The organism is Burkholderia sp. AU16741 (genome assembly GCF_002223345.1).
Classification (GTDB): Bacteria; Pseudomonadota; Gammaproteobacteria; order Burkholderiales; family Burkholderiaceae; genus Burkholderia; species Burkholderia sola.
The window spans coordinates 1,067,946-1,091,351 of sequence record NZ_NKEZ01000003.1 but is presented as its reverse complement, the minus strand read 5'-3'; the positions used below and the strand labels follow the sequence as shown (position 1 = coordinate 1,091,351).

Genomic DNA, 23,406 nt, shown 5'->3' with positions numbered 1-23,406 from the left:
GCCGTCACGCGGCGCTCGTGCCGCCGCTGCCGTCCCTGCCGTTCGGCGGCCTGCCGGTCTGCAGCAGTTGCAGGCTTTCATCGACGCTCAGTTCCGACATCGCGTCGTCGTGCAGCGTACCGTCCGCCGCACGGCGCAGCGCATGCAGCGCGTGCACCTTGAGCCGGACCAGCGCGAGCCGCAGCCCGCGCGCCGCGCATTCGGCCGCGAACGTGCGCAACGATTCGATCGTCGTGCCGTCGACATCGGGCGTTTCCTCGAGGCTCAGCATCACGGTATGCGTGTCCGGTGCGGCCTTCATCAGCGCCCGCACGCGATTGAGCATCCGGTCCGCGTTCGCGAAGAACAGCTGCGCCTCGGGCCGCACGATCAGCACGCCCGGCACCGGCTTCGCATCGGCATGGCTCGCGACGTCGACGAAATCGTGGCTGTCGCGCAGCCGGCCGAGCACGCTGACGTTCGGCTCCGACAACTTGCGCAGCGTCAGCAGCAGGCTCACGCCGATGGCCGCGAGCAGCCCGTGCAGCACGCCGAGCACGAGCACCGCGAGCAGCGCCGCGATCACGACGAGCCGGTCGCGATGCCAGGCCCAGTACGGCCGGAACACGGACGGATGCAGCGAATGGCTGACCGCGAAGATCACGATCGCCGCGAGCACCGGCTCGGGCGTGCGCGCAAGTTGCGGCAGCAGCAGCCAGACGATCAGCGCGACCACGCCGGCCGCCCACAGGCCGGCCACGCGCGACTGTGCGCCGGCCGCCTCGTTCGCGGACGTCGCCGAATAACCGGCGCCGACCGGCATCCCGTGCAACAAGCCGGACACGAGGTTCGCGCAGCCGAGCGCGACGAGGTCGCGGTTCGGCGACACGGTATCGCCGTGCTTCAGCGCGAAATTGCGGATCGATCCGTACGATTCCGCATAGAGAATCAGCATCAGCGCGAAGGCGAGTTCGACCGTCTGCATCCACGCATTCCGGTCGAGATGCGGCAGGCCGAATTCGACGTGCCGGAAGTCGATATGGCCGACGATCGCGATTCCGTACCGCTGCCAGTCGATCGCGTAACCCGCCGCGATCGACAGCACGATCACGACGAGCGTCGCCGGCACGCGCGAGCTGCGGCCGAGCACGAACAGCAGCGCGAGTGCCGTCGCGCCGAGCACGCCGCTCGCGAGATTCGCGTGCGACGCGCCGGCGAACAGGTCGAGCACGACGTGCGGCGCATCGCTGTGCTGCACGGAGATCGCGAGAATCTTCGGCAGCTGCTTGATGACGATCGTCAGCGCAAGCCCGAACGTGAAGCCGCGCAGCACCGGCCGCGCGACGAAATCCGACATGCCGCCGAGCCGCGCGACGCCAGCCAGGATGAACAGCACGCCCGTCATCGCGACGAGCGCCGCCGCCAGCGCGAGCTGCGCGGCCAGCGCCATCCCCGATTCGGCGAGCACGGTCGCCGCGAGCACCGCGGCCGACGACGACGTCGACGACACGATCGCGAAGCGGCTGCTGCCCGTCAGCGCATAGACGACCAGCCCCGACAGCAGTGCGATCAGGCCGGCCTGCGGCGGCAGGTTGGCGAGCCCCGCATACGCGACTGCCTCCGGAATCAGCAGGCCGGCGATCGACAGACCGGCCAGCGCATCGAGGCCGACGCGCCGCGTGCGCGGCACGGCCGGCGCGTCGATCGTCGCGAAATGGTCCGGATGCTGCGGGCCGGCGTCGGGGCGGATCGGAGCGATCGTCATGAGGCGGTGCGCGCCATGCGCCGGTCAGGGTTTGACGGCAATCACGCCCGACCATCCGGGCAGATAGCGCGCATCCTGGTCGTGCGCGCGATGCAGCGCGACATCGAGCGCCTTCTTGAAGTTCTTGCGGATCTGGTCGAGCGACACGTGCTGGCGCAGATAGTCGGCCCACAGGAATTCGCTGAACGGCGTCGCGTCCTTCGCGTAGCCGCCCGCCGTGCGCAACTCGCCGGCGAGGCTGCGGTACGGATCGTCCTCGAGGCCCGTCAGCACCTTCGGCAAATGCGCATAGTCGCGCCGCGAGCCGTCAGGGCCGAACGGATGCACCCACTGGTTGTGTTCCATCATCCGCCAGAAGATCGTGTCGTCGAGCCACGACAGATCCTTCAGCAGCATCGCGTTCACCTGCGACTCGCCCTCCTCGATCAGCGCGAGGCCGAGATGGTGGTGATCGGTGATGTAGTGCAGCCCGTCGGGGCCGAGGACGGCCGGGAACCAGTGCGATTCGATCGCGGCCCTGCGGGCGCGCTTGTTCAGCACCTTCCAGTGCTTGCGCTTCGCCTTGACCTCGCGATAGCCGACCGTCATCTGGGTCGGACGCAGCGCGTCGAGCCTGACGGGAATGAGATGAACGTCGTTGCCGAGTGCCATGGTCGTACCCCATGTAGCGAAATTCCGGCAACGATACTCCTGAATGCGCGCGCCGTTAATCCGTCGTGATCGCGATGCGCGCTCGGTCGACGATATCCGACATCTGCCGCGTGCACGACGCCGCGCTACGCGCGCAGATCGTCGCGTTCGAGACGATGCCGAATGTATGGCATGCCGTCGTGCACGATGCTCACGCGCCGCATCCCGAGCTTGCGCGCCACGTTCAGCGAGCCGCTGTTGGCCTCCGCGATGTCGGCGATCACGCGCGGCAGGCGCACGGTGTCGAACGCGTGCCGCACGACGGCCGCCGCGGCCTCGCTCGCGATGCCGCGCCCCCACGTCGCACGCACGAGCCGCCAGCCGATCTCGACGTCGCGCGACCCGTCCTTGTAGTCGGGAATCAGCAGGATCCAGCCGATGAACACCTCGGGCGCGGCCTTCTCGAAGATCGACCAGTAGCCGAGGCCCGGCGGATAGTCGCGCGTGATCCGGTGCGTGACGAAGCGGCGATGCTCGTCGGGGTCGTGCCACGGGCCCGCGATGTGACGCGTGACCTCGGGATCGCGATCCATCTCGATGCATGCATCGAGATCGGCCAGCACGCGTGGACGCAGCCACAGCCGTGCGGTTTCGAGCACGGGCAACGTGTCGGCGGAACGGTCGGTCATCGGGACTCCTGATTCGGTGGCGACGCACAGCGAGCGCATTACAGAACTGATACAAAAAGCCTTCCGGAATGATACAGAGACCTGTCGCGCACCTCGCGCGGCTCCGTTTCCGTTTCCGAAACAGTGCATTTCATAGGGATTATTCCCGATTCGCGGTTATCGCGCCCCACATCGCACGGCGCGCAAGCCTACACTCGATCAGTGCCCCGCGCCGCGCGCGCGCCGGGCCGGTATCCGCATGCACATCGCGAGCGCGCAAGCCAACGAGGAGACCCGCACATGAGCTGGACCCGCGAGCAACGCAACGTCACGATCGCCGCCTACCTGGGCTGGACGCTCGACGCATTCGATTTTTTCCTGATGGTTTTCGTGCTGAAGGACATCGCCGCGGAATTCGCGTCGACGATCCCCGCCGTCGCGTTCGCGCTCACGCTGACGCTCGCGATGCGCCCGCTCGGCGCGCTGATTTTCGGCCGGCTCGCCGACCGCTTCGGTCGCCGCCCCACGCTGATGATCAACATCGCGTGCTATTCGCTGCTCGAGCTTGCGTCGGGTTTCGCGCCGAGCCTGACCGCGCTGCTCGTGCTGCGCGCGCTGTTCGGCATCGCGATGGGCGGCGAATGGGGCGTCGGCTCCGCGCTGACGATGGAGACCGTGCCGACCCACGCGCGCGGCTTGGTGTCCGGGCTGCTGCAGGCCGGCTACCCGAGCGGCTATCTGCTCGCGTCGGTCGTGTTCGGCCTGTTCTACCAGACCATCGGCTGGCGCGGGATGTTCATGGTCGGCGTGCTGCCCGCGCTGCTCGTGCTGTACGTGCGTGCGCACGTGCCCGAATCGCCGGCCTGGAAACAGATGGAGAAGCGAGCGCGCCCGAGCCTCGGCGCCACGCTGAAGCAGAACTGGAAGCTCACGATCTACGCGATCGTGCTGATGACCGCGTTCAACTTCTTCTCGCACGGCACGCAGGATCTCTATCCGACCTTCCTGCGCGAACAGCATCACTTCGATCCGCATACCGTGTCGTGGATCACGATCGTGCTGAACGTCGGCGCGATCGTCGGCGGCCTGTCGTTCGGTTCGATCTCGGAGCGGATCGGCCGGCGCCGCGCGATCTTCATCGCCGCGCTGATCGCGCTGCCCGTGCTGCCGCTGTGGGCGTTCTCGAGCGGCCCGGTCGCACTCGCCGCCGGCGCGTTCCTGATGCAGATCTCGGTACAGGGCGCGTGGGGCGTGATACCGGTTCACCTGAACGAGATCTCGCCCGACGAGATCCGCGCGACCTTTCCCGGCGTCGTCTACCAGCTCGGCAACCTGCTCGCGTCGGGCAACGCGACGATACAGGCGTCGCTCGCCGTGTCGAACGGTAACAACTACAGCTTCGCGCTCGCACTCGTGGCCGGCATCGTCGCCGTCGCGATCGCCGTGCTGATCCTGTTCAGCCGCGAACGGCGCGGCATCGACATGACGCAATCGGTCAATACGCGTACCACCGCCGGGTGAACCCGCACGTTGCGGCACCGCGTCATCGCGCGCGCCCCGCCCCGTCGGGCGCGGGTGCCGCGCTTTCCGCACCTGCACATCGAACTAGAGGAATTGATCCAGATTCCGCGCTTGCCCGGTCCGCCCGCGATTTTTTATCTTAATAAAAACGACTGTTTGAATCAGATAATCAAATCACCTGTTCGCGGCCGGGAAACCGGCATGGGAGGCGGAACATGGCAGTAAGTCAGGAGGGGCGGCCATCCGCGGGACGGCCGTCGGGGGCACGGTCATCCGGCACGCGGCAGACCGGCGGGACGAAGGCGCGCATTCTCGATGCGGCCGAGGACCTGTTCATCGAACATGGCTTCGAAGCGATGTCGATGCGGCAGATCACGTCGCGCGCGACGGTCAATCTCGCCGCGGTCAACTACCACTTCGGCAGCAAGGAAGCGCTGATCCACGCGATGCTGTCGCGTCGGCTCGACCAGCTGAACCAGGAACGCCTCGGCATCCTCGACCGCTTCGATGCGCAACTCGGCACGCACATCACGTGCGAGCACGTGCTCGGCGCGATGTTCATTCCGGCGCTGAAGGCATCGCGCAATCCCGAACGCGGCGGCCCCGGGTTCCTGCGGCTGATCGGTCGTGCGTACACCGATCCTTCGCCGTTCGTGCGCAACTTCCTGACCGCGCATTACGCGAGCGTCGCGGGCCGCTTCTTCGACGCGTTCCAGCGCGCGTTGCCGCACCTGCCGCGCACCGAGCTCGGCTGGCGGCTGCACTTCGCGATCGGCGCGCTGTCGGGCGCGCTCGCGGGCGCCGAGACGGAAAGCCTGATCGACGAGTTCTCGCAAGGCCGCACGATGAACGACGTGCAGATGATCGCGCGGCTGTCGTCGCTGATCGTCGCCGCGTTGAAGGCGCCGATGCCCGACAGCGCGCAACTGTCGATCTTCGCGGCGGTGCTCGACGACGCGGGCGCGAGCGAAGCGTTCGGGCTGCCGCAGTCGGGCACGCCAGCCGCCGAGGCGGCCACGCTGCATTCCACGAACTGAGCGCGCGAGGCCACGCGCGGCTTCCTGTTCATGATTTGATTGATACGCGCGGTCGGGCGCGGCGTCTCGAGACGCCTGCGTCGACCAGCCGCGAAGCACGGGGCATGGGCCGGCGCTGACGCGCAGGCCCGCACCGAAAGCCAAGACCGGAGACACGTCATGTCATCTTCCGTAGCAACCACCTCGGCCCAGATTCCGCCGAACACCGACGCCATCTGGTACGCGTCGTACCCGCCCGGCGTTCCGCACGAGATCGACGTCACGCAATACGCGTCGCTCGTGCAGTTCTTCGACGAATGCACGACCCGCTTCGCCGACCGCGTCGCCTACGTGAGCGCCGGCGCGTCGATGACCTACCGCACGCTCGCGCAGAAGGTCGACGCATTCGCGTCGTATCTGCAAAGCGTTGGCGTGAAACCCGGCGACCGCGTCGCGATCATGCTGCCGAACACGTTCCAGTATCCGGTCGCGCTGTTCGGCACGCTGAAGGCCGGCGCGATCGTCGTCAACGTGAACCCGCTCTACACCGCGCGCGAACTCGCGCATCAGTTGAAGGACAGCGGCGCGCAGACGATTGTCGTGTTCGAGAACTTCGCGCGCACGCTGCAGGACGCGCTGCCGGAAACGCAGGTGAAGCACATCGTCGTCACGGCGCTCGGCGACCTGCTCGCCGACGGCTTCAACGCGAAAGGACGCCTGATCAATTTCGTGCTGAAGCACGTGAAGAAGCTCGTGCCGGACTACCACCTGCCGCAGGCGATCCGGCTGCGCTCCGCCCTTGCGCTCGGCGCGCGCGGCAAGCCGCAGCCGGTGCAGACCACGCGCGACGATCTCGCGTTCCTGCAGTACACGGGCGGCACGACCGGCGTCGCGAAAGGCGCGATGCTCACGCACGGCAACCTGATCGCGAACCTGCTGCAGGCGAAGGCCTGGATCGCCGACCAGGTGTCGGGCGACGTCGAAACCGTGCTCACGCCGCTGCCGCTCTATCACATCTATTCGCTGACGGTGAACGCGTTCATCTTCATGGGGCTCGGCGGGCGCAACATCCTGATCGCGAACCCGCGCGACATGAAGATGGTGATGAAGATCATCCGCCACGAGACGTTTACGGGCATCACCGGCATCAACACGCTGTACAACGCGTTCCTCGACAACGAGGAATTCCGCCAGCGCGACTTCTCGAAGCTCAAGCTCGCGATGGCGGGCGGGATGGCGATGCAGCGCGCGGTCGCCGAACGCTTCCAGCAGGTGACGGGCCGGCCGGTGGTCGAAGGCTACGGCCTCACCGAGTGTTCGCCGATCGTCACGATGAATCCCGTGGACCTGAACGACATGGCCGCGTTCAGCGGTTCGATCGGGCTGCCCGCGCCGTCGACCGTCGTGCGCTTTCGCCGCGAGGACGGCACCTGGGCCGCGATCGGCGAGCCGGGCGAGCTGTGCGTGCACGGCCCGCAGGTGATGCGCGGCTACTGGCAGCGCCCCGACGAGACGGCCAAGGTGATCGACGCCGACGGCTGGCTCGCCACCGGCGACATCGGCGTGATGGACGAGCGCGGCTTCATCCGCCTGATCGACCGCAAGAAGGACATGATCCTCGTGTCGGGCTTCAACGTCTATCCGAACGAGATCGAGGAAGTGCTCGTGATGCATCCCGGCATCAGCGAAGCCGCGGCGATCGGCATTCCGGACGAGGTCCAGGGCGAACGGATCAAGGTGTTCGTCGTGCGGCGCGACCCGTCGCTGACGGCCGAGGACGTGCTCGCGCACTGCCGCAAGAACCTGACCGGCTACAAGATGCCGAAATTCGTCGAGTTCCGCGACGCGCTGCCGCAGACGAACGTCGGCAAGATCCTGCGCCGCGCATTGCGCGACGAGGAACTCGCCAAATTCAAGGCCGCGAAGCAAGGCTGAACGATCCATCGCTCCGGGAGACGCTGTCGATGAACGAAGGAATGAAACGCCGCGCGCGGCGTGCCGCCGTGGCGGCCGTCGCGTGCGCGCTGTCGCTCGCGCAGGCCGGGCTGCACGCACAGGAAACCACCGGCGCCGCGAGCGCGGCGCAGGCGGTCGCACTGCCCGCGGACCTCGCGAAGATCACGCACGAGCCGGTTGCGCAACAGGCGCGCTGGCTGCGCACGGCGGCCCAGCGCGGCACGCTCGCGCAACTCGACGACGCGACGCTCACCGCACTCTTCAAGGCGCTCGATCCGCTCGCCGTGCCGCTCTACATCCGTAACGGCCCGAACGGCTATCCGTCCTACCAGTTCACGATGGTGCGCCAGGAGCGCATCAACGGAAAATGGCCCGACACGCCCGACCGCATGCTCGTGAAGACGACCCGCGAGCCGCTGCGCGTGTATGCGAAATGGCTGCCGGGCGGCGCGCATGCCGGACAGGAGATCCTCTACGACACGACGCAGCGCAAGGACGAGATGTACGGCCACCTCGGCGGCCTGCTCGGCAAGATCCCGCTGTGGACGGCGATCGACGGCGCGCTGGCGCGCGCCCAGTCGAATCATCAGGTGAAGGATCTCGGCACCGAGTTCATCGCCAACCTGTACCTGGCCGAAGGGAAGAAATACGTGGAAGCGGGCGTGCAACGGCCGACCGATGTGGAGGCCAAAACGATCGACGGCGTGCGCGTCGTCGCGCTCACCTATGAAACGCCGACCGGCCGGCCGCAGTTCTATGCGAAAAAGGAAGTGCTGGGGCTCGACCTGCATGCTCCCTATTTCCGGACCGTCGAATCCTATGACAACGACGGCAGGATCTTCGAGCGGATCGTCATCGAGAAAATCGCGCCGACGCCCCTCGACGACACCGCATTCGACCCGAAAAACCCCGACTACGCGTTCTGACGTGCGTCGGCGGCGGGCGCCACGGCCTCAATCGTCATCGTCGTCGTGGTGCCGATGCCAGTTGTCATGGTGCTTGCGCCACTTGCGGTAGCGATCGTCGTCGTCATCGCCGTCATAGCCATACCCCCGTAGCCCGAATAGGCGACGGCGGCGGGCGGCGGCGCCACATAGACCGGCGCCGGCTCGACATAGACCGGAGCGACCGGTACGCCGATGCCGACCGACAGGTCGACTTGCCCCGCCATTGCACTACCGGAAACGAGCCACGCCATGCTCCCGATCACCGCTGCCACTTGCCTCTTGTTCATGCTCCGCATCCCTGATAAGCCGGCCCGCCCGACTCGCGCGACCAATGTAAGCGCGGCGCGCGCACCAAGGTGATGCGGGGTTGCGAGAGCCGTAACGCAGCGTGACGAAACGGCTTCGGCCGTTCGGCCTAATCGCGAAAATGCGCCGGAACGTCTATAGTGGGTTACGGTTCGACACAATCGCGACTGCGCGCTCCCCTATCGAACAGGGTAGAATTCCGCCAAACGCCTTGTGGACGAACACGCCACACACACGCACAACATATTCTCTGACGCAGGCTCCTGCCGCACCTCAATGGCCAATCCCGCAGAATCCCATCCGCAAAACGACTTCATCAATTCGGCGCGCAAGGAACGTAAGCGTGTTGAAATCTATCTCGTCAACGGCATTCGTCTGACGGGGTGTATCGAGTCGTTCGACCAGTATCTGGTGATGCTGCGCACCCCCGTGGGTCTGCAAGGCATCTACAAGCGCGCGATTTCCACGATCCAGCTCGACACGGGCGGCTCGCGCCCGGGCGGCGGCGGCCCCCGCGGCCCGCGCACCGGTGGTCGCCCCGGCGGCCGTGAAGGCGGCGGTCACAGCCCGTACGGCTCGCACGGCGGCCCGCGCGAATCGCGCGGCGACGGCGGCTACGGCTCGCGCGAGCCGCGTGAAAGCTACGGTTCGCGCGAACCCCGCGAGGGTTACGGCTCGCGTGAGCCGCGCGAAGGCTACGGCGCACCGCGCGAGCCGCGTGAACCGCGCGAAAGCTACGGCGCGCCGCGCGACACCGGCGACGCCTCCGGCAACACCGCGCCGTCGGATTCCCGCAGCGGCAACGGGCCGGTGATCGTGACGCGCCGCCGGCGAATCGTGCCGGACGGCCAGTAAAACAAAAAGGGCAAGCCAACCGGCTTGCCCTTTTCACTGGTGCGGCCGGCGCGGCACGTCGCCGCATTGCCGCCGTTACCGGGTTCAGCGTGCCGTCGTCGGCAGGCCCGCGTCGGCCTCGCGCTGCAGCGAACGCACTTGCTGCTGCAACGCCCGCAGTTGCGACTGAAGTTCAGCCTGCTGTGCCTGCAGCGTCGCGGTTTCGCTCCGCACGCTCTTCTGGCGATCCGCCACCGCCGCCTGCTGCTGGCGGGCGATCGAGATGTCCGCCTGCAGACGCCGCGCGCGGTCCTGCGCGACTTCGATCTGCTTGTCCATCTGCGCCTTCTGCGATTCCAGCTTCGCCGCGCGCAGTTCGTCGACGGCCAGCCGCTCCGCCTGGCGCGAGAAGTCGCGATAGATCGCTTCCGCCCGCGCTTCGTTGTACGTCTTGATCACGCGCCAGAATGCCTTCTGCTGGAACAGCGCGACGAAGTACGCACCGTCCTTGACGTTGAACAGCAGGCTCGCACCGTAGCTGCCGTTGTAGCTCGTGCGCATTTCCGTCAGCGAATGCGCCTGGATCTGGCGCTGCAAATCGTCGACCGTGCTCGGCCCCGTCGACTCGCCGGCCTGCGGCTGCACCGACGTCTGTGCCTGCGAATCGATCACCGGAATCGCGGCCACCGGCGCCGACGCCGGCTGCACCGCCGATGAATCGCTGCCTGCCAGCCCCTGCGCGAACGCGCCTTGCATGCCTCCTACCAGGGCGAGCAATACGCTCACCCGCCCCAACCCCGTCATATGGCTCATGAAGTTCTATTCCCGCCCGAGTCGTTGTAATTCAACGCGATTTTATCTCATTAATTACTCGCTTTCGCGGGTCTCGGGCTCTTCGTCGAAGATCTGGTATTTGCGCATTTTTTCCCACAATACCTTGCGGCTGATGCCGAGCTGCTGGGCCGTGTCCTGACGTCGCCAACCGTTTGCATCGAGCGCCGCGATCACACGGTTGCGCTCGTTCATGTCCCATTTGCTGCGATCGACGAACACTTCGGCCGCACTCTCCGCCGGCACCGGCTGGGCCGAGTTGCGTGCATGCGCGATCAGCCGCTGCAGCCGCGCGGCATCCCAGCCGCCCGTCTGCCGTACCGTCACGCCGACACGCTCGGCGAGGTTGCGCAGTTCGCGCACGTTGCCGGGGAAATAGCTGTCCGCCACCGAATCCGTGAGCCAGTACGGCAGGTCGGACAACTCGGCGAGCCGCTCCTCGCCGACCACCTGGGCGACGAACGACTTGAACAGCGCGATCTTGTCCACCGCACCGCGCTCTTCCAGCGACGGGATGCTCAGTTCGATCACCGCGAGCCGGTAGTAGAGATCGGCGCGGAACAGCCCTTCCTTCACCAGTTGAGGCAGCTTCTTGTTGCTCGCCGCGACCAGACGGAAATCGACCTTGACCGGCGCCGTCGCGCCCACGCGCAGCACCGCGCCGTCCTCGAGCACGCGTAGCAGCTTCACCTGCTGGTACAGCGGCAGATCGCCGACTTCGTCGAGGAACAGCGTGCCGCCGGCCGCCTGCTCGAAATAGCCTTTATGCGCAACAACCGCGCCCGTGAACGACCCTTTCGCATGGCCGAAGAACAGCGATTCGAACAGGCCGTCCGGAATCGCGCCGCAGTTCACCGGTACGAACTCGCCGTGCCGATAGCGGGAATGCTTTTCGTGCAGCAGTTGCGCGATGCGCTCCTTGCCGACGCCGGTTTCGCCGTGCAGCAGCACGTTGGTGTCGCAGTCGGCGAACGTATCGACTTCGTGCAGCAGCGCCTGCATCGATTCGGAGTGCGCGACGAGTTCCGACGGCTGCAACGTTTCGGCGGCGTGCGCGCGCAGTTGCGTGACGAGCTTGCCGATCATCCCGCGCAGTTCCGCGCACGTGAAGTCGAGCGGCAGGATGTGCGAGTACTCGGGCGGATACTGCGACGCGTCGTGGTCGCGCGCCGCGCCGACCCAGACGACCGGCATGCCGATATTGGCCTGCCAGTCGCGCAGGAATGCCGCGCCGCCTTCGATCATCGTCACGCTGATGATCGCCAGCGACCGCCGCATCGCGGCGCGCTCGGGCGAGACCGTCGCGTTGTCGGCGCGGATCACTTCGACGTCGAAGCTCGCCATGCACCGGGCGACGCGGTCGACGATGTCCGCCTTGCCTTCCCAGACGTACAGGTCGAGCTCTTCGATTGCGGGCGTATTTCTCATCTGATCTGCTTCTTCAGTAAACCGTTTGGGCGACCCCGCAATTGAGCGAGATCTGATGGACCGTCGCCGCGCCGACCTGGACGCCGAGGAGATTCAGCAGCGGAACGAGGACTGCGTCAAGACTCGACAGGAGCGGGCCGAGCAGACTGGTCAAAAACGTGAGCAATGTGGAGACGAAGTTCCCCGGGACCGTCAGGATGTTGGCGCCGAACAGGCCGAGATTGACGGTGATATTCGCAGCCGCGAGTTGCGTCAACGCCGAGCTGAGCGCCGAGCCGAGCGCATTCGAGTTCACTGTCCAGTAATTCGCATCGATCCCCGGTACGCCACTGAACGTATGCGATTGAGACGCGCCCTGGACCTGAACCGATATGTTGGACATGGACACTGTCAACTGGGCCAGCCCGAGAACATTGGAGTTGATGATCTGTGCCGGCGATGTACAAGTGTAATTCGACGACAGGCTGATCTTGCCGAACGAATCGAGCGGCGGCTTGCCGATGCACAGATTGGCCACGCCCGGTTGCGCGGTAATGACTACCGTGCTTGCCGCCTGCGTGGAAGCGCATTGCGTCGAGTTCAACGTCGCGGTGCCGGTACCTACCTGAAGATAAATCGGCAGATTGACATCGACGTTCACGTTCAGCACCGCCAGCAAAGCGCCCAGCAGCGGTAACTGCGCGGTACCAAGATCGACATTCAGATACACGCCCACCGCCGCCGTCGACGCCTTCGTCCGCCATGTTCCCGTCGCCGGGTCCTTCCCGCCCTCGCCGACGCCGATCGACGGCGGGCTGATGATCTGCACCTGCAATTGCGTCCCCGTCAGGCCGCCGAGATTCAGCGACGGCACGTTGACCGTCACGGCCGGCTTGCCCGTCGCCGCGATCTCCGCGCCGACCATCAGCAGATCAAGCAAATCCACCTGCGCGTTGAGCGCCGCCTGCGTATCCGCGAGCGCGACGTTCAGCAACCCGCCCGCGCCGCCGAGCCCGATCGACGTGCCCGGAATGTTCGCGTTCAAAATCGCTTGCAGCGTAGCAATGCTCACCTGCAGGCTTGCGTTCGCGACGGTCGTCTTCGTGGCTGCGTTCACCGTCAGTTGGATCAGTTGCGGCAACGTGAGCTTCAGCGCGAGCAGTTGATCGACCGTCCCGACACCCGCCGCCACGACGAGGTCGCCGACCGTCACGTTCGTGCATGCAAGCGCTTGATACGATGCGATGTTCAGGTCCAGGGCAGCGCCGAGCAGCGCACTGACCAGCCCGTTGACGAGCCCCGGATTGCCGGACGCCGGCGCGGATCCGCCCGAGCAACCGACCCCGCCAAGCGCGGCCAGGGTTGCGCCGACCGAGAACGTATCGATGTTCGTCGAACGCGCGGTCGATACCGCGGACACCGTTTGCGGCGGTCCGACGAAGAAGAACGGCACCTGACGCGTGACGATTACCTTGGCCGCGTTCAATTGCGTGGTCCCGGATGTCGCGGCAGCGTAGTAGCTGGGTGCCGGGTTGGCCGACGTATCCCAACGGCCGCACTCGATGTTGATCGTGTCGCCGTTCGACGCGTTGAGCCCGTTCGACCGCGCGTTGCTGGTCGCGGTGGCAGTCGGCTGCGAACAGGCGTCGTCCATCCGCTGCACGGCCGCGAGCGCGGCCATGTCGGCAATCCGCTGCACGTCCCGACGCTGGTAAAAGAGATTACCGACGCCAATGGCGCCCAGCGTCGTGATGGCGATCAGCGTTGCGATGATTGCCATCACCGAGAACGCGCCCCGCTGTCGTGACGCGCGACGGATCGTGCCGCCACTGTGCCGGGTAGTCACCGTTGTGCTCCGTCAGCGCGCGAGATCGCCACCGGATAGTCCGCCGCTGCCGCCGCCGTTACCGCCGCCCGATGCCGACATCGTGCCGAACCACTGTGGAATCGGCGTCTTGAACGAGTCGATATAGCGCTGATAGGCGAACGTGCCAGCCGCGCCGTCGATCGGTTGCGGCGTGGCGGCCGCGCGATTCGAGCGCTGCAGGTCGAGCAACGCGTTCGTCGCAGGACCGATTTCGGACGCCGGCGCGTCGCTTTGCGCATGCACGACGCCCGCCCCCAGCGAGCATGCGAACGCGATGCACACGGCCCGCACGCGGATTGAGGAAAGGTGAAACATGATGGCCTCCGTGGATATCGTTATCGCGCGAAACGCTGCAGCAGCGGCACGGCAAGATCCAGATTGTCGCTACTCGCCACCGACGGCACGGACACATTGGCCGGCGCATAGGCGGTAGCGCGTTGCTTCGCGCGCATCGCAGCCGCGACCTTCGTCTCGTCGTCGCGAATCTGGCTGCGCACCGCGGGCGACAGCTTCTGCTGATCCATCAGCCGCCGCGCGTCCTTCGCATGCCCGGTCGCGAGCAGGTAAAGCACGAAGTTGCTGAGGATCTTCGGGTTCTTCTGTTCGAGTTCGGCCGCCTTCAGCAGCGGCACGCGCGCACCCGCCAGATCGCCTTCGCGCATCTTCGAATACGCGAGGTCGGACAACGTCGCCGCATCGGTCGGCGCAAGCGCCGTTGCCTGTGCGAGTTGCTGCGCGGCCAGCGCGAAATCGCCGCGGGCGCCGGCGGTCAGGCCCAGCCCGCGATAGCCACGCGCGGCGAGCGGCGTCGTCAGCAATTGGGTATAGGCGGCCACGCCGGCGTCGTACTGGCCGGTCGCGCGCAACGCGTCGGCACGCAGCAGGATCGTGTCCGGCGATACTCCATATTGCTTCTCGTACTGATCGATGTGCGCGAGCGACGCAAAATACAGCCCCTGCGCCTGCATCCGTTCGATCAGACCCAAATACATGCCCGGCGTATCGGGCGGCGCGTTCTTGTCGGCGGCGGCCTGCATCAACGCGCCGCGTTCGGCCTGCGCACCGATTCCGTATCCGGACTCCTTGAACATCGCGCACCCGCTGGCCAGCAACGCACACGCCGCCGCGCCTGCAATCGTGCGAACCCGCCCCAATCGATTCATCTTGTGTCGCTCCTTCCCCTCATGCCGCATCAGTGCTGAAACGCGGCGAGCGCGGACAGCACGGTCATGATCCCGGGCCCCGCAGTCACGATCAACAGCGCCGGCAACAGCGTGACGATCATCACGCCGGTCATCTTCACCGTCAGGCGGCCGATCTGTTCGCGCAGCGTCGCGCGACGCCCTTCACGCAGACGGTCGCCGAATTGTTTCAGCGGCTCTTGCACCGCGCCGCCATGCTTGTCGACCTGAATCAGCAAGCGCACGATCGCGCGTAGATCCTCGTTGTCGAAACTACTCGTGAGGCGTTGCAGCGATTGCTCGCGCGTGCGCCCGGCCGCGAACTGCCGTTGCGCGACGCCGAGTTCCCACGACAGCACCGGCAACATCGTCTGAAAATCGTGCGTAACGACCTGGATACTCTGGTCGAGCGACAGGCCGACGCCCTGCAGCAGTCGCAACATGTCGACGAGCAGCGGCAGTTCGGCCACAATGCTGCGCCGGCGCGCGGTCGCACGTCGCCGCACGTAGATTTTCGGCAGCATATAGCCGGTCACGAGCGCGACGGAGATCCACAACGGCCAGCGTGTCTGCTGTCCGCGACCGATCAGTACCAGCACGGCGAGCGCCGGCAGCAGGATCGCGCAGACGATGCGCGCGCCGACGAACAGCGCTCTGGCGCGCACGTCGACGAAACCGCACTGCTCGAGCAACTGGCGATCTTCGTCGGCGATCAGATACCTGCTGAAGCCGGTCTCGAGCCAGCGCATCCCGACGCCTTCGAAGCGTTCGCGCAGCCCCGCGAAACGGACGCGCTGCGCGGCAGGCGGCGCCGCGTCGCGAGGCTCCGCGGCACCGGCGCGCGCGGCGGCCGCCTCGACCGCCGCCGCCCGGCGATCGAGCGCATCCACCAGCGCGCGCTCGGCACGCTGCACGAGCACGATGCGGACGATCGCGAGCGCGGCGAGCAGCAGCACGCCGACCGATCCGAGCACCAGCGCAAGTGCGCCTAGACGGTTTGCATCCATCGCTTCACCTCAGCCGCGCGATCCGGTACAGCCAGAAACCGCCGACCGCCTGCAGCACGAACGCCAGATAAACCATCTGCCGACCGTTTTCGTCGCTCCACATCGTCGTGAAGTAGCGCGGGCTCGTGGCGATGACGAAGCTGCCTACCGCGATCGGCAACAGCGCCAACACCCATGCGGACAGCCGCGTTTCGGCCGACATCGCGGCCAGTTCGCGTTCCGCCTGCTCGAGATCGCGCATGAACGTCGACATCCGGTCGAGCATCACGTCCGCCCGCCCGCCGTAGCGGACCGACAGACGCAGCACCGCACCGACCAGTTCGAATTCGCGGATACGGTAAGTGTGCGCGATGTGCAGCATCGCGCGATCGATCTCGACACCGGAGCGCAGCATCCGCGACACGTCGTCGAGGCAGCGGCGCAGCGGCATCTCGGCCGTCTGAAGCGCCGACTGGAACGCCGCCGGCACGCTGTTCCCGAGCGTGACGAGCCGCACGATCCCGTCGAGAAACGACGGCAACTGACGGACGATCTTCAGGCGGCGCCGGCTAACGCGCGACGTGATCCACAACACGATGAGCACACTGCCCGCAACGACCGCGGCCACCGCGGCGATCACGCCGCCCGCCATGCCGGCCCACAACGCGAGCAGCCCGAGGACCACGAGCGCCAGCATGAAGCCGGTGCGCACTTCATCGAGGCCCGCACGGTCGGACAGCACGGCCCACGCACCGAACGCCGACGCGCGCCAGCGCACGAACCTCTGTTCGGGATCCTGTGCATTCGCCGTACCGGCCGCCGGGGCGCGCGCGGTGCGCGTTTCGCCGGCTGCGGCCGCAGCGCGCGCGCCCTGTCCCACCCGGCTGTCGAAGAACCGCTGCGCATGCGCACGCCCTGCCCGCACCTGGCTTGCGCGCCACAGCAGCAACCCGGCCGCCGCGCAGATCAACGCGAACATCAGCGCGAGCAAGGTGGCGCTAGACATTGAAGCCTCCGCCTCGCCCGAAGTGGCCACCGAACCCACTGCCGCCAGACGACACCAGCGTGCTGCGGAAACGTGCCAGCTTCGGCGAATGCGGATGAATACCGAGCGATTCCCAATGATCGATCTCTTCGCCCTCCGGCGTGACGCGCGCCTCGTAGCGATACAGCTCCTGCGTCGATACGATGTTGTCCGACATGCCGGTGACTTCGGTGATCGACAGGATGCGGCGGCGGCCGTTGGAGAGCCGCCCGATCTGCACGATGAAGTCGATCGCATTGGCGATCTGCCGCCGCAGGCTTGCTTCTGTGCCCTGAAAACCTGCGAAACCGGCCAGCATCTCAAGCCGGTACAGGCATTCGCGCGGCGAACTGGCGTGCACCGTGCCCATCGATCCGTCGTGGCCGGTATTCATCGCCTGCAGCATTTCGAGCACTTCGCCGCCGCGCACTTCGCCGACGATAATCCGGTCCGGCCGCATCCGCAGCGTGTTCCGCAGCAGGTCGCGAATCGTCACGATGCCGCTGCCGTCGAATCCGCCGGGACGACTCTCGAGCCGCACGACGTGCGGGTGATTCAACGACAGTTCGGCCGTATCCTCGATCGTCACGACGCGTTCCGCCATCGGGATGTGGAACGCCAGCGCGTTCAGCAGCGACGTCTTGCCCGAACTGGTGCCGCCCGACACGAGGACGTTGCAGCGCGCATCGACAGCGGCCTCGAGCAACCGGCCGATTTCCTCGTTGTAGGTGCCGTTGCCCAGCAGATCCTCGGGCTTCAGCGGGTCCTTGCGGAACTTCCGGATCGACACGACCGGGCCGTCGATCGACAGCGGTTCGATCACGACGTTGACCCGCCCTCCGTCGGGTAGCCGGGCATCGACCATCGGGTTCGATTCGTCGAGCCGCCGGCCGACCGGCGCGAGAATCCGTCGCACGATCCGCAGCAGATGCGCGTTGTCGGTGAAGCGGATCGGCAGCTTCGACAGGATCCCGTGGCGCGACACGTAGATGTCGTTGTAGCCGTTAATCAGGATGTCCTCGACATCCGGGTCCGCCAACAGGTCTTCGATCGGCCCGAAGCCGGCGAGCTCCTTCGTCAGCGCCTCGGCTACCGCGCGCACCTCGCTCTCGTTGAGCGGGATGCGCCGCAGCCGCACGAAGCTGTCGATTTCGAGATCGACGAACTGGTTGATCGCCTGTCGCGACCACCGGCCGAATTCGGCACCCAGCTCCTCGATCCGCGTGAGCAGATGCTCGTGCGCGGCATTCTTGATGTCGTGGAACTGTTGCGTTTGCGAGAACGGCGCTGCGCCGTCGGCAAATTGAATGTCGTGTGGCATCGCTTACGACCGCTTCGTTGAGGATTGAATGATTCGCCTGAGCGCCGAAAGGCCGCCGGCCGCACGCTGTGTCGCTCCGTGCGCCGGCGCGCCCGCGAGGCGCTCGACCAGCGGCCCGAGCGCACGGACGTACGGATCGCGTTCCGCGACCTCGGCGATCAGCTTGCCCTGGTTCGCCGCATGCCCGATCGACACGCGCCGCGACGGCAGCGTCGCGACCAGCGACAGGTCGAGCCGCTCGGCGATCTGCGCGGGCATCAGCCCGAGCTCGGCGTCAAACTGGTTGACGACGAGCCGTATCCGGTCGGTCGCCGCGCCTGCCTCGCGCAACCCGTCCAGCATCTCGACCGCCGATACCACCGATGCCACGCCCTGGTCGCACACCAGCCATGCTTCGTCCGCCAGGTTCACGACCTGCGCGATGAATTCGCGATTCGGGAAGCCGCCGAGATCGACGATCTGATGATCGAAGAACGCGCGCAGCCGGTTCAGCAACGCCGCGCACGACGCCGTCGCCACGTCGCGCAACTCCGCGAGATTCGGCGGCAGCGTCGTCAGCGCGACGCCGCTCGAATGACGCGCGAGCGCGGTCGTCACGAACGTGCGGTCGATCCGGCGCAGGTTGCGCACGGCCTCGACGAAATGGAATTCGCAGCGCGTGTTCAGAAACAACGCGCCATCGCCGGCCGGCAGCCCGAGATCGAGCAGCGCCGCCGTGCGTGCCGGGTCGGCCGGCCGCCGCTGCATCAGCACCGACAGGTTCGCGGCGAGCGTGCTCACGCCCATTCCGGCGCGTGCGCCGAGCAACGCGGCGACCTTCCCGTGGCGATTGGCCGGCTCGCCGACGTTGTCGAGCAATACGCGGGTGATCCGCAGCGCCTCGTCGGCCGGCGCGGAAAAATCGACGAAATCGCGCACGCCCGCGCGCAGCGCGGCGAGCGCCCCTTCCGGTTGCGCGAGCGAGCCCAGTGCGACGACCGGCACGCCCGGATGCGCCGCACGTACCGCGGCGACCACCGTACTTGCCGCCGCGCAATCACCGGAAAAGTCGATGAACACCAGTGCCGGATTCAGCACGCCGATACGCTGCGACAGCGCGGCGCCGTCGAGCGGCACGCCTTCGACCGCACCGGCGGACACGAGCGATTGCGACAACCAGTGCACATGCTCCGCGAGCGCGGATGCACAGACAAAGTAGTCGGTGACGGCGGGCTCAGCCAAAGAATAGGTTCTCGCATTCATCTTGGATACTCCCCATGCAGCAAGGCATCGCGTCGTGCGCGACGGCCTGCGCGGTCCGGTAACGATTCGGCGCGCTCATTTCGAGAACCCGGGCCCCGCGTCCGGCGATGCCATGCCGCCCAGATACGAACGCCACACCGGACCGTCGCGCTGCTCGGACAGTTCGCCCGGCGTCGCCGGCAACGGCGCTCCCTGCGCGATCGGTGCAACGAGATGCGGCGTCACGATGATCACGAGTTCCTTGTCGTTCTGCTGGTAGCTCAGATTCTTGAAAAACGCGCCGATGATGGGCAGATCGCCCAGGAACGGCACCTTGTTGACGTTGGATGTCGTCTCGCGGTCGATCAGGCCACCGATCACGAAGCTCTCGCCGTCGCCGAGCTCGACCGTCGTATCCGCGCGCCGCGTCGTCAGCGCCGGCACCTGCACGCCGTTGATCGTGATCGAATGGACGAAGTCGAGCTGGCTCGACTCGGGCGCGACCTTCAGCGCGATTCGCCGCGGGTTCAGCACGGTCGGCGTGACCGTGAGCCCGACGCCATAGGGTTTCCATTCGATCGAGATCGTGCCGAGCGATTGCGGCACCGGCACCGGAATCTCGCCGCCCGCGAGGAAGTTCGCGCTCTGACCGGACAATGCGACGAGCGTCGGCTGCGCGAGCACGCGGGCCAGGTTGTTCGCCTCGAGAATCGACAGGTCTGCGAACAATCCGTGCGACACCGAATTGACCACGAGGTTGAACGCCGACGAAATCGGCACGTTCGCGTTGTAGGTGAGCGAACCGCCGCCCGGCGTACCGGTAATCGATGTCAGCCCCGTCGGCGCGAAGGCCCCGAATGCAAAGCCGTTGCTCTGCTTGAAGAAGTTCAGGCCCGCCTGCTTCAGCACCGAACGGCTGAATTCGACGACACGCACGTCGACCTGCACGACGTTCTTGCCGGAGATCGTCGACGCATCGAGCGTCGTCCCCTCCTTGCCGGCGACCGTCTTCGCCGCATGGACTGCCCGCTGATGCCCGTCGAGCGTTCCGGCCGCACCGCCGATCACCGTCGCGCCGCCGTACGTGTTCACGCTCGGCGACGTGCCATCCAGCAGTGCCCGCGCCGCACCACTCGTGACGTTAACGTTATAGACGGTCGGTTCGTCGCGGCCGCGCTCCCAGATCATCACGTTCGTCGCACCGGCATTCTTCGCCACCAGCAGCACGCCTCCGCGCCCACCCTTCACGACGAGCACGTCGGCCACCGACGGATCGCCGACCGCGACCCGCTGCAGCGCCCGCCCCGTCGCAAGCTGGCGCTGCGCGCCGACCGCAAGGCTGATCGTGCTGCTCGTGTCGGCCGCATCCGACAGCGGCGGCATCGCCAGTGCGCTCAATGCAATAGCCAAACCAATCAGTTTCTTTTTCATTGTTTTGCCGTCTTCGTCCCGCTCAATAAGCGACCGTTTCGGTTCGCCCACCCCGAATCACTTCGATGCTGCCGCCGCCCGGATGCCGCGCGACCACCCGCGGCGCCGCACGCGGCGCCGGCGCCATCGTCGCGCTCTTCGACAACTCGCTCAGCATCATGCCGGCTGCGGCAAGCGCCGACGGGCTCTTGTCGTCGCCGACGCGAACCGCGACGGTTTGCGCCGCGACGTCGTCGTCGCGCGGACTACGCAGCGCGAGCACGAGCCGGCCGCTCTGCTCGGCGAGCGTCAGCGCATCGACTTGCGCCGTGGGCACGGCCAGCACCGCGGTCCGCGTGCCGATCACCGAGCCGTTCGAACTGTCCCGCTCCGTCGTCGCATCGCCAAACGACAGCACGCGGACCTTCGACATCAGCAGCCGCGCCTGCGTATTCACGATCTCGGCCGTCGACGTCCCGCCGATCGCCACACCGGTGCCGTCGCGCTTCAGATTCACGAACACGTCGACATAGTTGCCGGGTCGCACGCGGTTGCCGACCGCGTTGGTCTCGTCGACCTTGATCGCCACGGCGCGCTCTCCCGGTGCGATCTGCTCGGCGAGGCCGGACGACAATGCGCTCGCGACGACGGCCGCCTGCGCGGGAATGTCCGCTGCCGGGATGCGGCCGACCAGTTGAAGCGGATCGGCGAACGCCCCCTGCGGCGCGGCGGTCGACTGCTGGACCTTCAGCGCATCGGCCGGAATCGGCTGGCCGGCTTGCAACGTCCGCGTCGTCACGACCACCGGCACGCTCTGCGTCGCGACCGTCGCCGCAACCGGTGCCACGTCGGCCGGCTTGCGACCGAGCATCCACGCATAGACGCCGAGCAGGATCGCGATCGCGATCAGCAAGCCCGCAATGATCTTCGTCAGGTTGTTGGCCATGATGTTGTTATGTTTCCCCGCTACTCACGATTGAATTCTCCGCGCAACGTCGGCAAATAGGCGCCCTCGACCCGGCACGACGCCGTCGCTGCCGTCTATATGATGTTGACCGGGCTGATCTGCACCATCGCGGTTCCGGTGAGTGTCGACGGCACCGGCAACAGCGAACCGAGCAGCGGGAACGACGGAATCAGCGGGCTCTGCGAGTACGGGTAGGTCAGCGTGATCTGTACGCACAGCATCGTCGCGTCGTACGAACAGGTGCCTTGCCGCGTGGGCGAGCATGTCGACCCTTTCAGCCAGGTGGTCAGGTTCGTCGCGGCCGTGCATGCGGCCTGGGCCCGCGCCGCCAGCGCGGCCTGCTGCGCGGCCTGCACCGACATGGCCGCACCGACCTGCTGATAGTTCAACGCAGCACGCGCGCCCTCCGTTGCGGCAAGCGTCAGGTTTTGCTGGGCCGCGAAGATCATCCCGTACGTGATGATCGCGTACAGGATCAGGAAAAACACCGGCAGCATCAGTGCAAATTCGATCGCCGTCGAGCCGCGCTCGCGACGCCGCATCCCGGATACCGGACGAACCACCGTCATTGCATTCCCCCGGTCGCGATCCGGTACACGCACCACAGCACCGCGGGAATCACGAGAAACGCGGCATACGGCGAGGCCGGGAAACGGGCGATCTGCATCGTCGGGGAACGCCGCTGCCACAGTGCCGACACTGGCGTACGGGTGACGAAGACCAGCGTGCCCGCATGCGCAAATGCCAACAGGCTCGCGACGATCCAGAGCCACAGCAACGCATGCGGGCCGCACCACGCGCCCAGTACCGCGAATACCTTGACGTCCGCGGCACCCATGACGCGCAGTACAAAAAACGGGAAAAGAGCGAGAAAGCCGACGAGTACGCCAATGAACGCCTGATTCAGGGATATGCCGAATGGATTATGTCCGACGAGCACAAATGCGGATACGCATCCACCGATCACCAGTGAATTCGGTATGCGCCTATGTCGGATGTCCGCGAGCGCGACGAGCGTCGCCCACGCGAGGAAAACCCCGACGCCAGTTAGCAGGATCATTTACGCCCCGAACGGCAAAACTTACCGCGCGGATTGCCGAAGCAATCCGCGCCCCTGACAACAGGGAAATGAGCAAAGCTCGTTCGTTATGCCTTCGGCAGCTGGCTCGCGATGAAGCTGAACGCCCCGGTGATGCCGCCCGTCAACGTGGTCATGGCGGTCACGAGAGCGACTGCGATAAGTCCGGCGATGAGACCGTACTCGACTGCGGTAACCCCGTCTTCTTCCTTAAGGAAACGCTTGATGATTGCTTTCATTTTATTCCTCGTGCCTGTATTTACGTTTTCTGGCCTTTATACGTATACATCCCCGCATATCTGGCCGTTTGCCCCAACCGTTCGCCACATCTGCTGTAACGTCGACCGGGTGCGCTTTCTTTATAGGTCGCCCCGAAGGGCATTGCTCACGATTTGATGCAAGTTAACATTCGCGATAGCGCTCCTCCTCGAACGTAGTGTACCGAACCGTACATTTCCTTACATCTGCTCCCGATTCTATATCCGATCGTA

At 66.2% G+C, this 23,406-nt stretch carries 22 protein-coding genes and 1 pseudogene; 5 read left to right on the top strand and 18 right to left on the bottom strand.

Translation table 11 applies throughout. From position 1 onward, the window contains the following. Nucleotides 1-4: 4 nt before the first annotated feature. From CFB89_RS07470 to CFB89_RS07460, 3 genes are all read right to left on the bottom strand, one after another. On the bottom strand, nt 5-1,744 hold the full coding sequence (locus CFB89_RS07470) for a SulP family inorganic anion transporter (RefSeq protein ID WP_089467334.1): 1,740 nt from the start codon (nt 1,742-1,744) through the stop codon (nt 5-7). A gap of 24 nt (nt 1,745-1,768) precedes the next feature. Beyond that, nucleotides 1,769-2,395, bottom strand: a complete 627-nt coding sequence (locus CFB89_RS07465) for a ParB-like protein (RefSeq protein ID WP_089467333.1) — start codon at nt 2,393-2,395, stop codon at nt 1,769-1,771. A gap of 125 nt (nt 2,396-2,520) precedes the next feature. Continuing rightward, nucleotides 2,521-3,063 (bottom strand): GNAT family N-acetyltransferase, encoded by a 543-nt coding sequence (locus CFB89_RS07460; protein ID WP_089467940.1) that lies wholly within the window; start codon nt 3,061-3,063, stop codon nt 2,521-2,523. A gap of 279 nt (nt 3,064-3,342) precedes the next feature. Between CFB89_RS07460 and CFB89_RS07455 the strand changes: the two genes are divergently transcribed. The 4 genes from CFB89_RS07455 (at nt 3,343) to CFB89_RS07440 (ending at nt 8,461) form a co-directional block, all read left to right on the top strand. Continuing rightward, the gene (locus CFB89_RS07455; RefSeq protein WP_089467332.1) at nt 3,343-4,563 is read left to right on the top strand and encodes an MFS transporter; all 1,221 of its coding nucleotides are present in this window, start codon (nt 3,343-3,345) and stop codon (nt 4,561-4,563) included. A gap of 215 nt (nt 4,564-4,778) precedes the next feature. Continuing rightward, nucleotides 4,779-5,600, top strand: coding sequence for a TetR/AcrR family transcriptional regulator (locus CFB89_RS07450; protein ID WP_089467331.1), 822 nt, complete (start codon nt 4,779-4,781; stop codon nt 5,598-5,600). A gap of 159 nt (nt 5,601-5,759) precedes the next feature. Further along, on the top strand, nt 5,760-7,514 hold the full coding sequence (locus tag CFB89_RS07445) for an AMP-binding protein (protein WP_089467330.1): 1,755 nt from the start codon (nt 5,760-5,762) through the stop codon (nt 7,512-7,514). Between the two features lie 29 nt (nt 7,515-7,543). Further along, nucleotides 7,544-8,461 carry a DUF1571 domain-containing protein gene (locus tag CFB89_RS07440; protein ID WP_089467329.1) on the top strand — a complete coding sequence of 306 codons (918 nt, stop codon included), beginning with the start codon at nt 7,544-7,546 and terminating at the stop codon, nt 8,459-8,461. Between the two features lie 27 nt (nt 8,462-8,488). On the opposite strand, the pseudogene CFB89_RS07435 reads toward CFB89_RS07440, so the two are convergent. Then, nucleotides 8,489-8,769 (bottom strand): annotated as a pseudogene (locus CFB89_RS07435) (hypothetical protein). 295 nt (nt 8,770-9,064) lie between these two features. Between CFB89_RS07435 and hfq the strand changes: the two are divergent. Then, nucleotides 9,065-9,643, top strand: a complete 579-nt coding sequence (hfq, locus tag CFB89_RS07430; protein WP_089467328.1) for an RNA chaperone Hfq — start codon at nt 9,065-9,067, stop codon at nt 9,641-9,643. Between the two features lie 84 nt (nt 9,644-9,727). Here the strand turns inward: hfq and CFB89_RS07425 are convergent, their stop codons facing one another. The 14 genes from CFB89_RS07425 to CFB89_RS07360 all read right to left on the bottom strand — a co-directional run bounded on the left by CFB89_RS07425 (nt 9,728) and on the right by CFB89_RS07360 (nt 23,154). Continuing rightward, nucleotides 9,728-10,435, bottom strand: a complete 708-nt coding sequence (locus CFB89_RS07425; protein WP_089467327.1) for a DUF2968 domain-containing protein — start codon at nt 10,433-10,435, stop codon at nt 9,728-9,730. 54 nt (nt 10,436-10,489) lie between these two features. Next, complete coding sequence (locus tag CFB89_RS07420; RefSeq protein ID WP_089467326.1) at nt 10,490-11,881, bottom strand: sigma 54-interacting transcriptional regulator; 1,392 nt, start codon at nt 11,879-11,881, stop codon at nt 10,490-10,492. Nucleotides 11,882-11,894: 13 nt separating this feature from the next. Beyond that, complete coding sequence (locus CFB89_RS07415; protein WP_089467325.1) at nt 11,895-13,706, bottom strand: TadG family pilus assembly protein; 1,812 nt, start codon at nt 13,704-13,706, stop codon at nt 11,895-11,897. A 12-nt stretch (nt 13,707-13,718) separates the two neighbouring features. Further along, nucleotides 13,719-14,042, bottom strand: coding sequence for a DUF3613 domain-containing protein (locus CFB89_RS07410; protein ID WP_089467324.1), 324 nt, complete (start codon nt 14,040-14,042; stop codon nt 13,719-13,721). Nucleotides 14,043-14,062: 20 nt separating this feature from the next. Further along, nucleotides 14,063-14,890 (bottom strand): pilus assembly protein, encoded by an 828-nt coding sequence (locus CFB89_RS07405; RefSeq protein ID WP_089467939.1) that lies wholly within the window; start codon nt 14,888-14,890, stop codon nt 14,063-14,065. Nucleotides 14,891-14,919: 29 nt separating this feature from the next. Continuing rightward, nucleotides 14,920-15,915, bottom strand: a complete 996-nt coding sequence (locus CFB89_RS07400; RefSeq protein WP_089467323.1) for a type II secretion system F family protein — start codon at nt 15,913-15,915, stop codon at nt 14,920-14,922. Between the two features lie 4 nt (nt 15,916-15,919). Continuing rightward, complete coding sequence (locus CFB89_RS07395; RefSeq protein WP_089467322.1) at nt 15,920-16,900, bottom strand: type II secretion system F family protein; 981 nt, start codon at nt 16,898-16,900, stop codon at nt 15,920-15,922. Then, complete coding sequence (locus CFB89_RS07390; protein ID WP_089467321.1) at nt 16,893-18,239, bottom strand: CpaF family protein; 1,347 nt, start codon at nt 18,237-18,239, stop codon at nt 16,893-16,895. Before CFB89_RS07390 ends, CFB89_RS07395 begins: the two co-directional genes overlap by 8 nt. Before the next feature lie 3 nt (nt 18,240-18,242). Further along, entirely contained in the window at nt 18,243-19,481 is a 1,239-nt protein-coding gene (locus CFB89_RS07385) for a fimbrial protein (protein ID WP_089467320.1), read from the bottom strand. A gap of 75 nt (nt 19,482-19,556) precedes the next feature. Next, entirely contained in the window at nt 19,557-20,891 is a 1,335-nt protein-coding gene (locus tag CFB89_RS07380) for a type II and III secretion system protein family protein (RefSeq protein WP_089467319.1), read from the bottom strand. Between the two features lie 22 nt (nt 20,892-20,913). Next, the gene (cpaB, locus tag CFB89_RS07375; protein WP_089467318.1) at nt 20,914-21,816 is read right to left on the bottom strand and encodes a Flp pilus assembly protein CpaB; all 903 of its coding nucleotides are present in this window, start codon (nt 21,814-21,816) and stop codon (nt 20,914-20,916) included. A 95-nt stretch (nt 21,817-21,911) separates the two neighbouring features. Beyond that, the gene (locus CFB89_RS07370; RefSeq protein ID WP_089467317.1) at nt 21,912-22,406 is read right to left on the bottom strand and encodes a TadE/TadG family type IV pilus assembly protein; all 495 of its coding nucleotides are present in this window, start codon (nt 22,404-22,406) and stop codon (nt 21,912-21,914) included. Then, nucleotides 22,403-22,897, bottom strand: coding sequence for a prepilin peptidase (locus tag CFB89_RS07365; RefSeq protein WP_089467316.1), 495 nt, complete (start codon nt 22,895-22,897; stop codon nt 22,403-22,405). The genes CFB89_RS07370 and CFB89_RS07365 overlap by 4 nt, the downstream gene beginning before the upstream one ends. 86 nt (nt 22,898-22,983) lie before the next feature. Beyond that, nucleotides 22,984-23,154: a Flp family type IVb pilin gene (locus CFB89_RS07360; RefSeq protein ID WP_089467315.1), complete on the bottom strand. Its 171-nt coding sequence runs from the start codon at nt 23,152-23,154 to the stop codon at nt 22,984-22,986. Nucleotides 23,155-23,406: the final 252 nt, after the last annotated feature.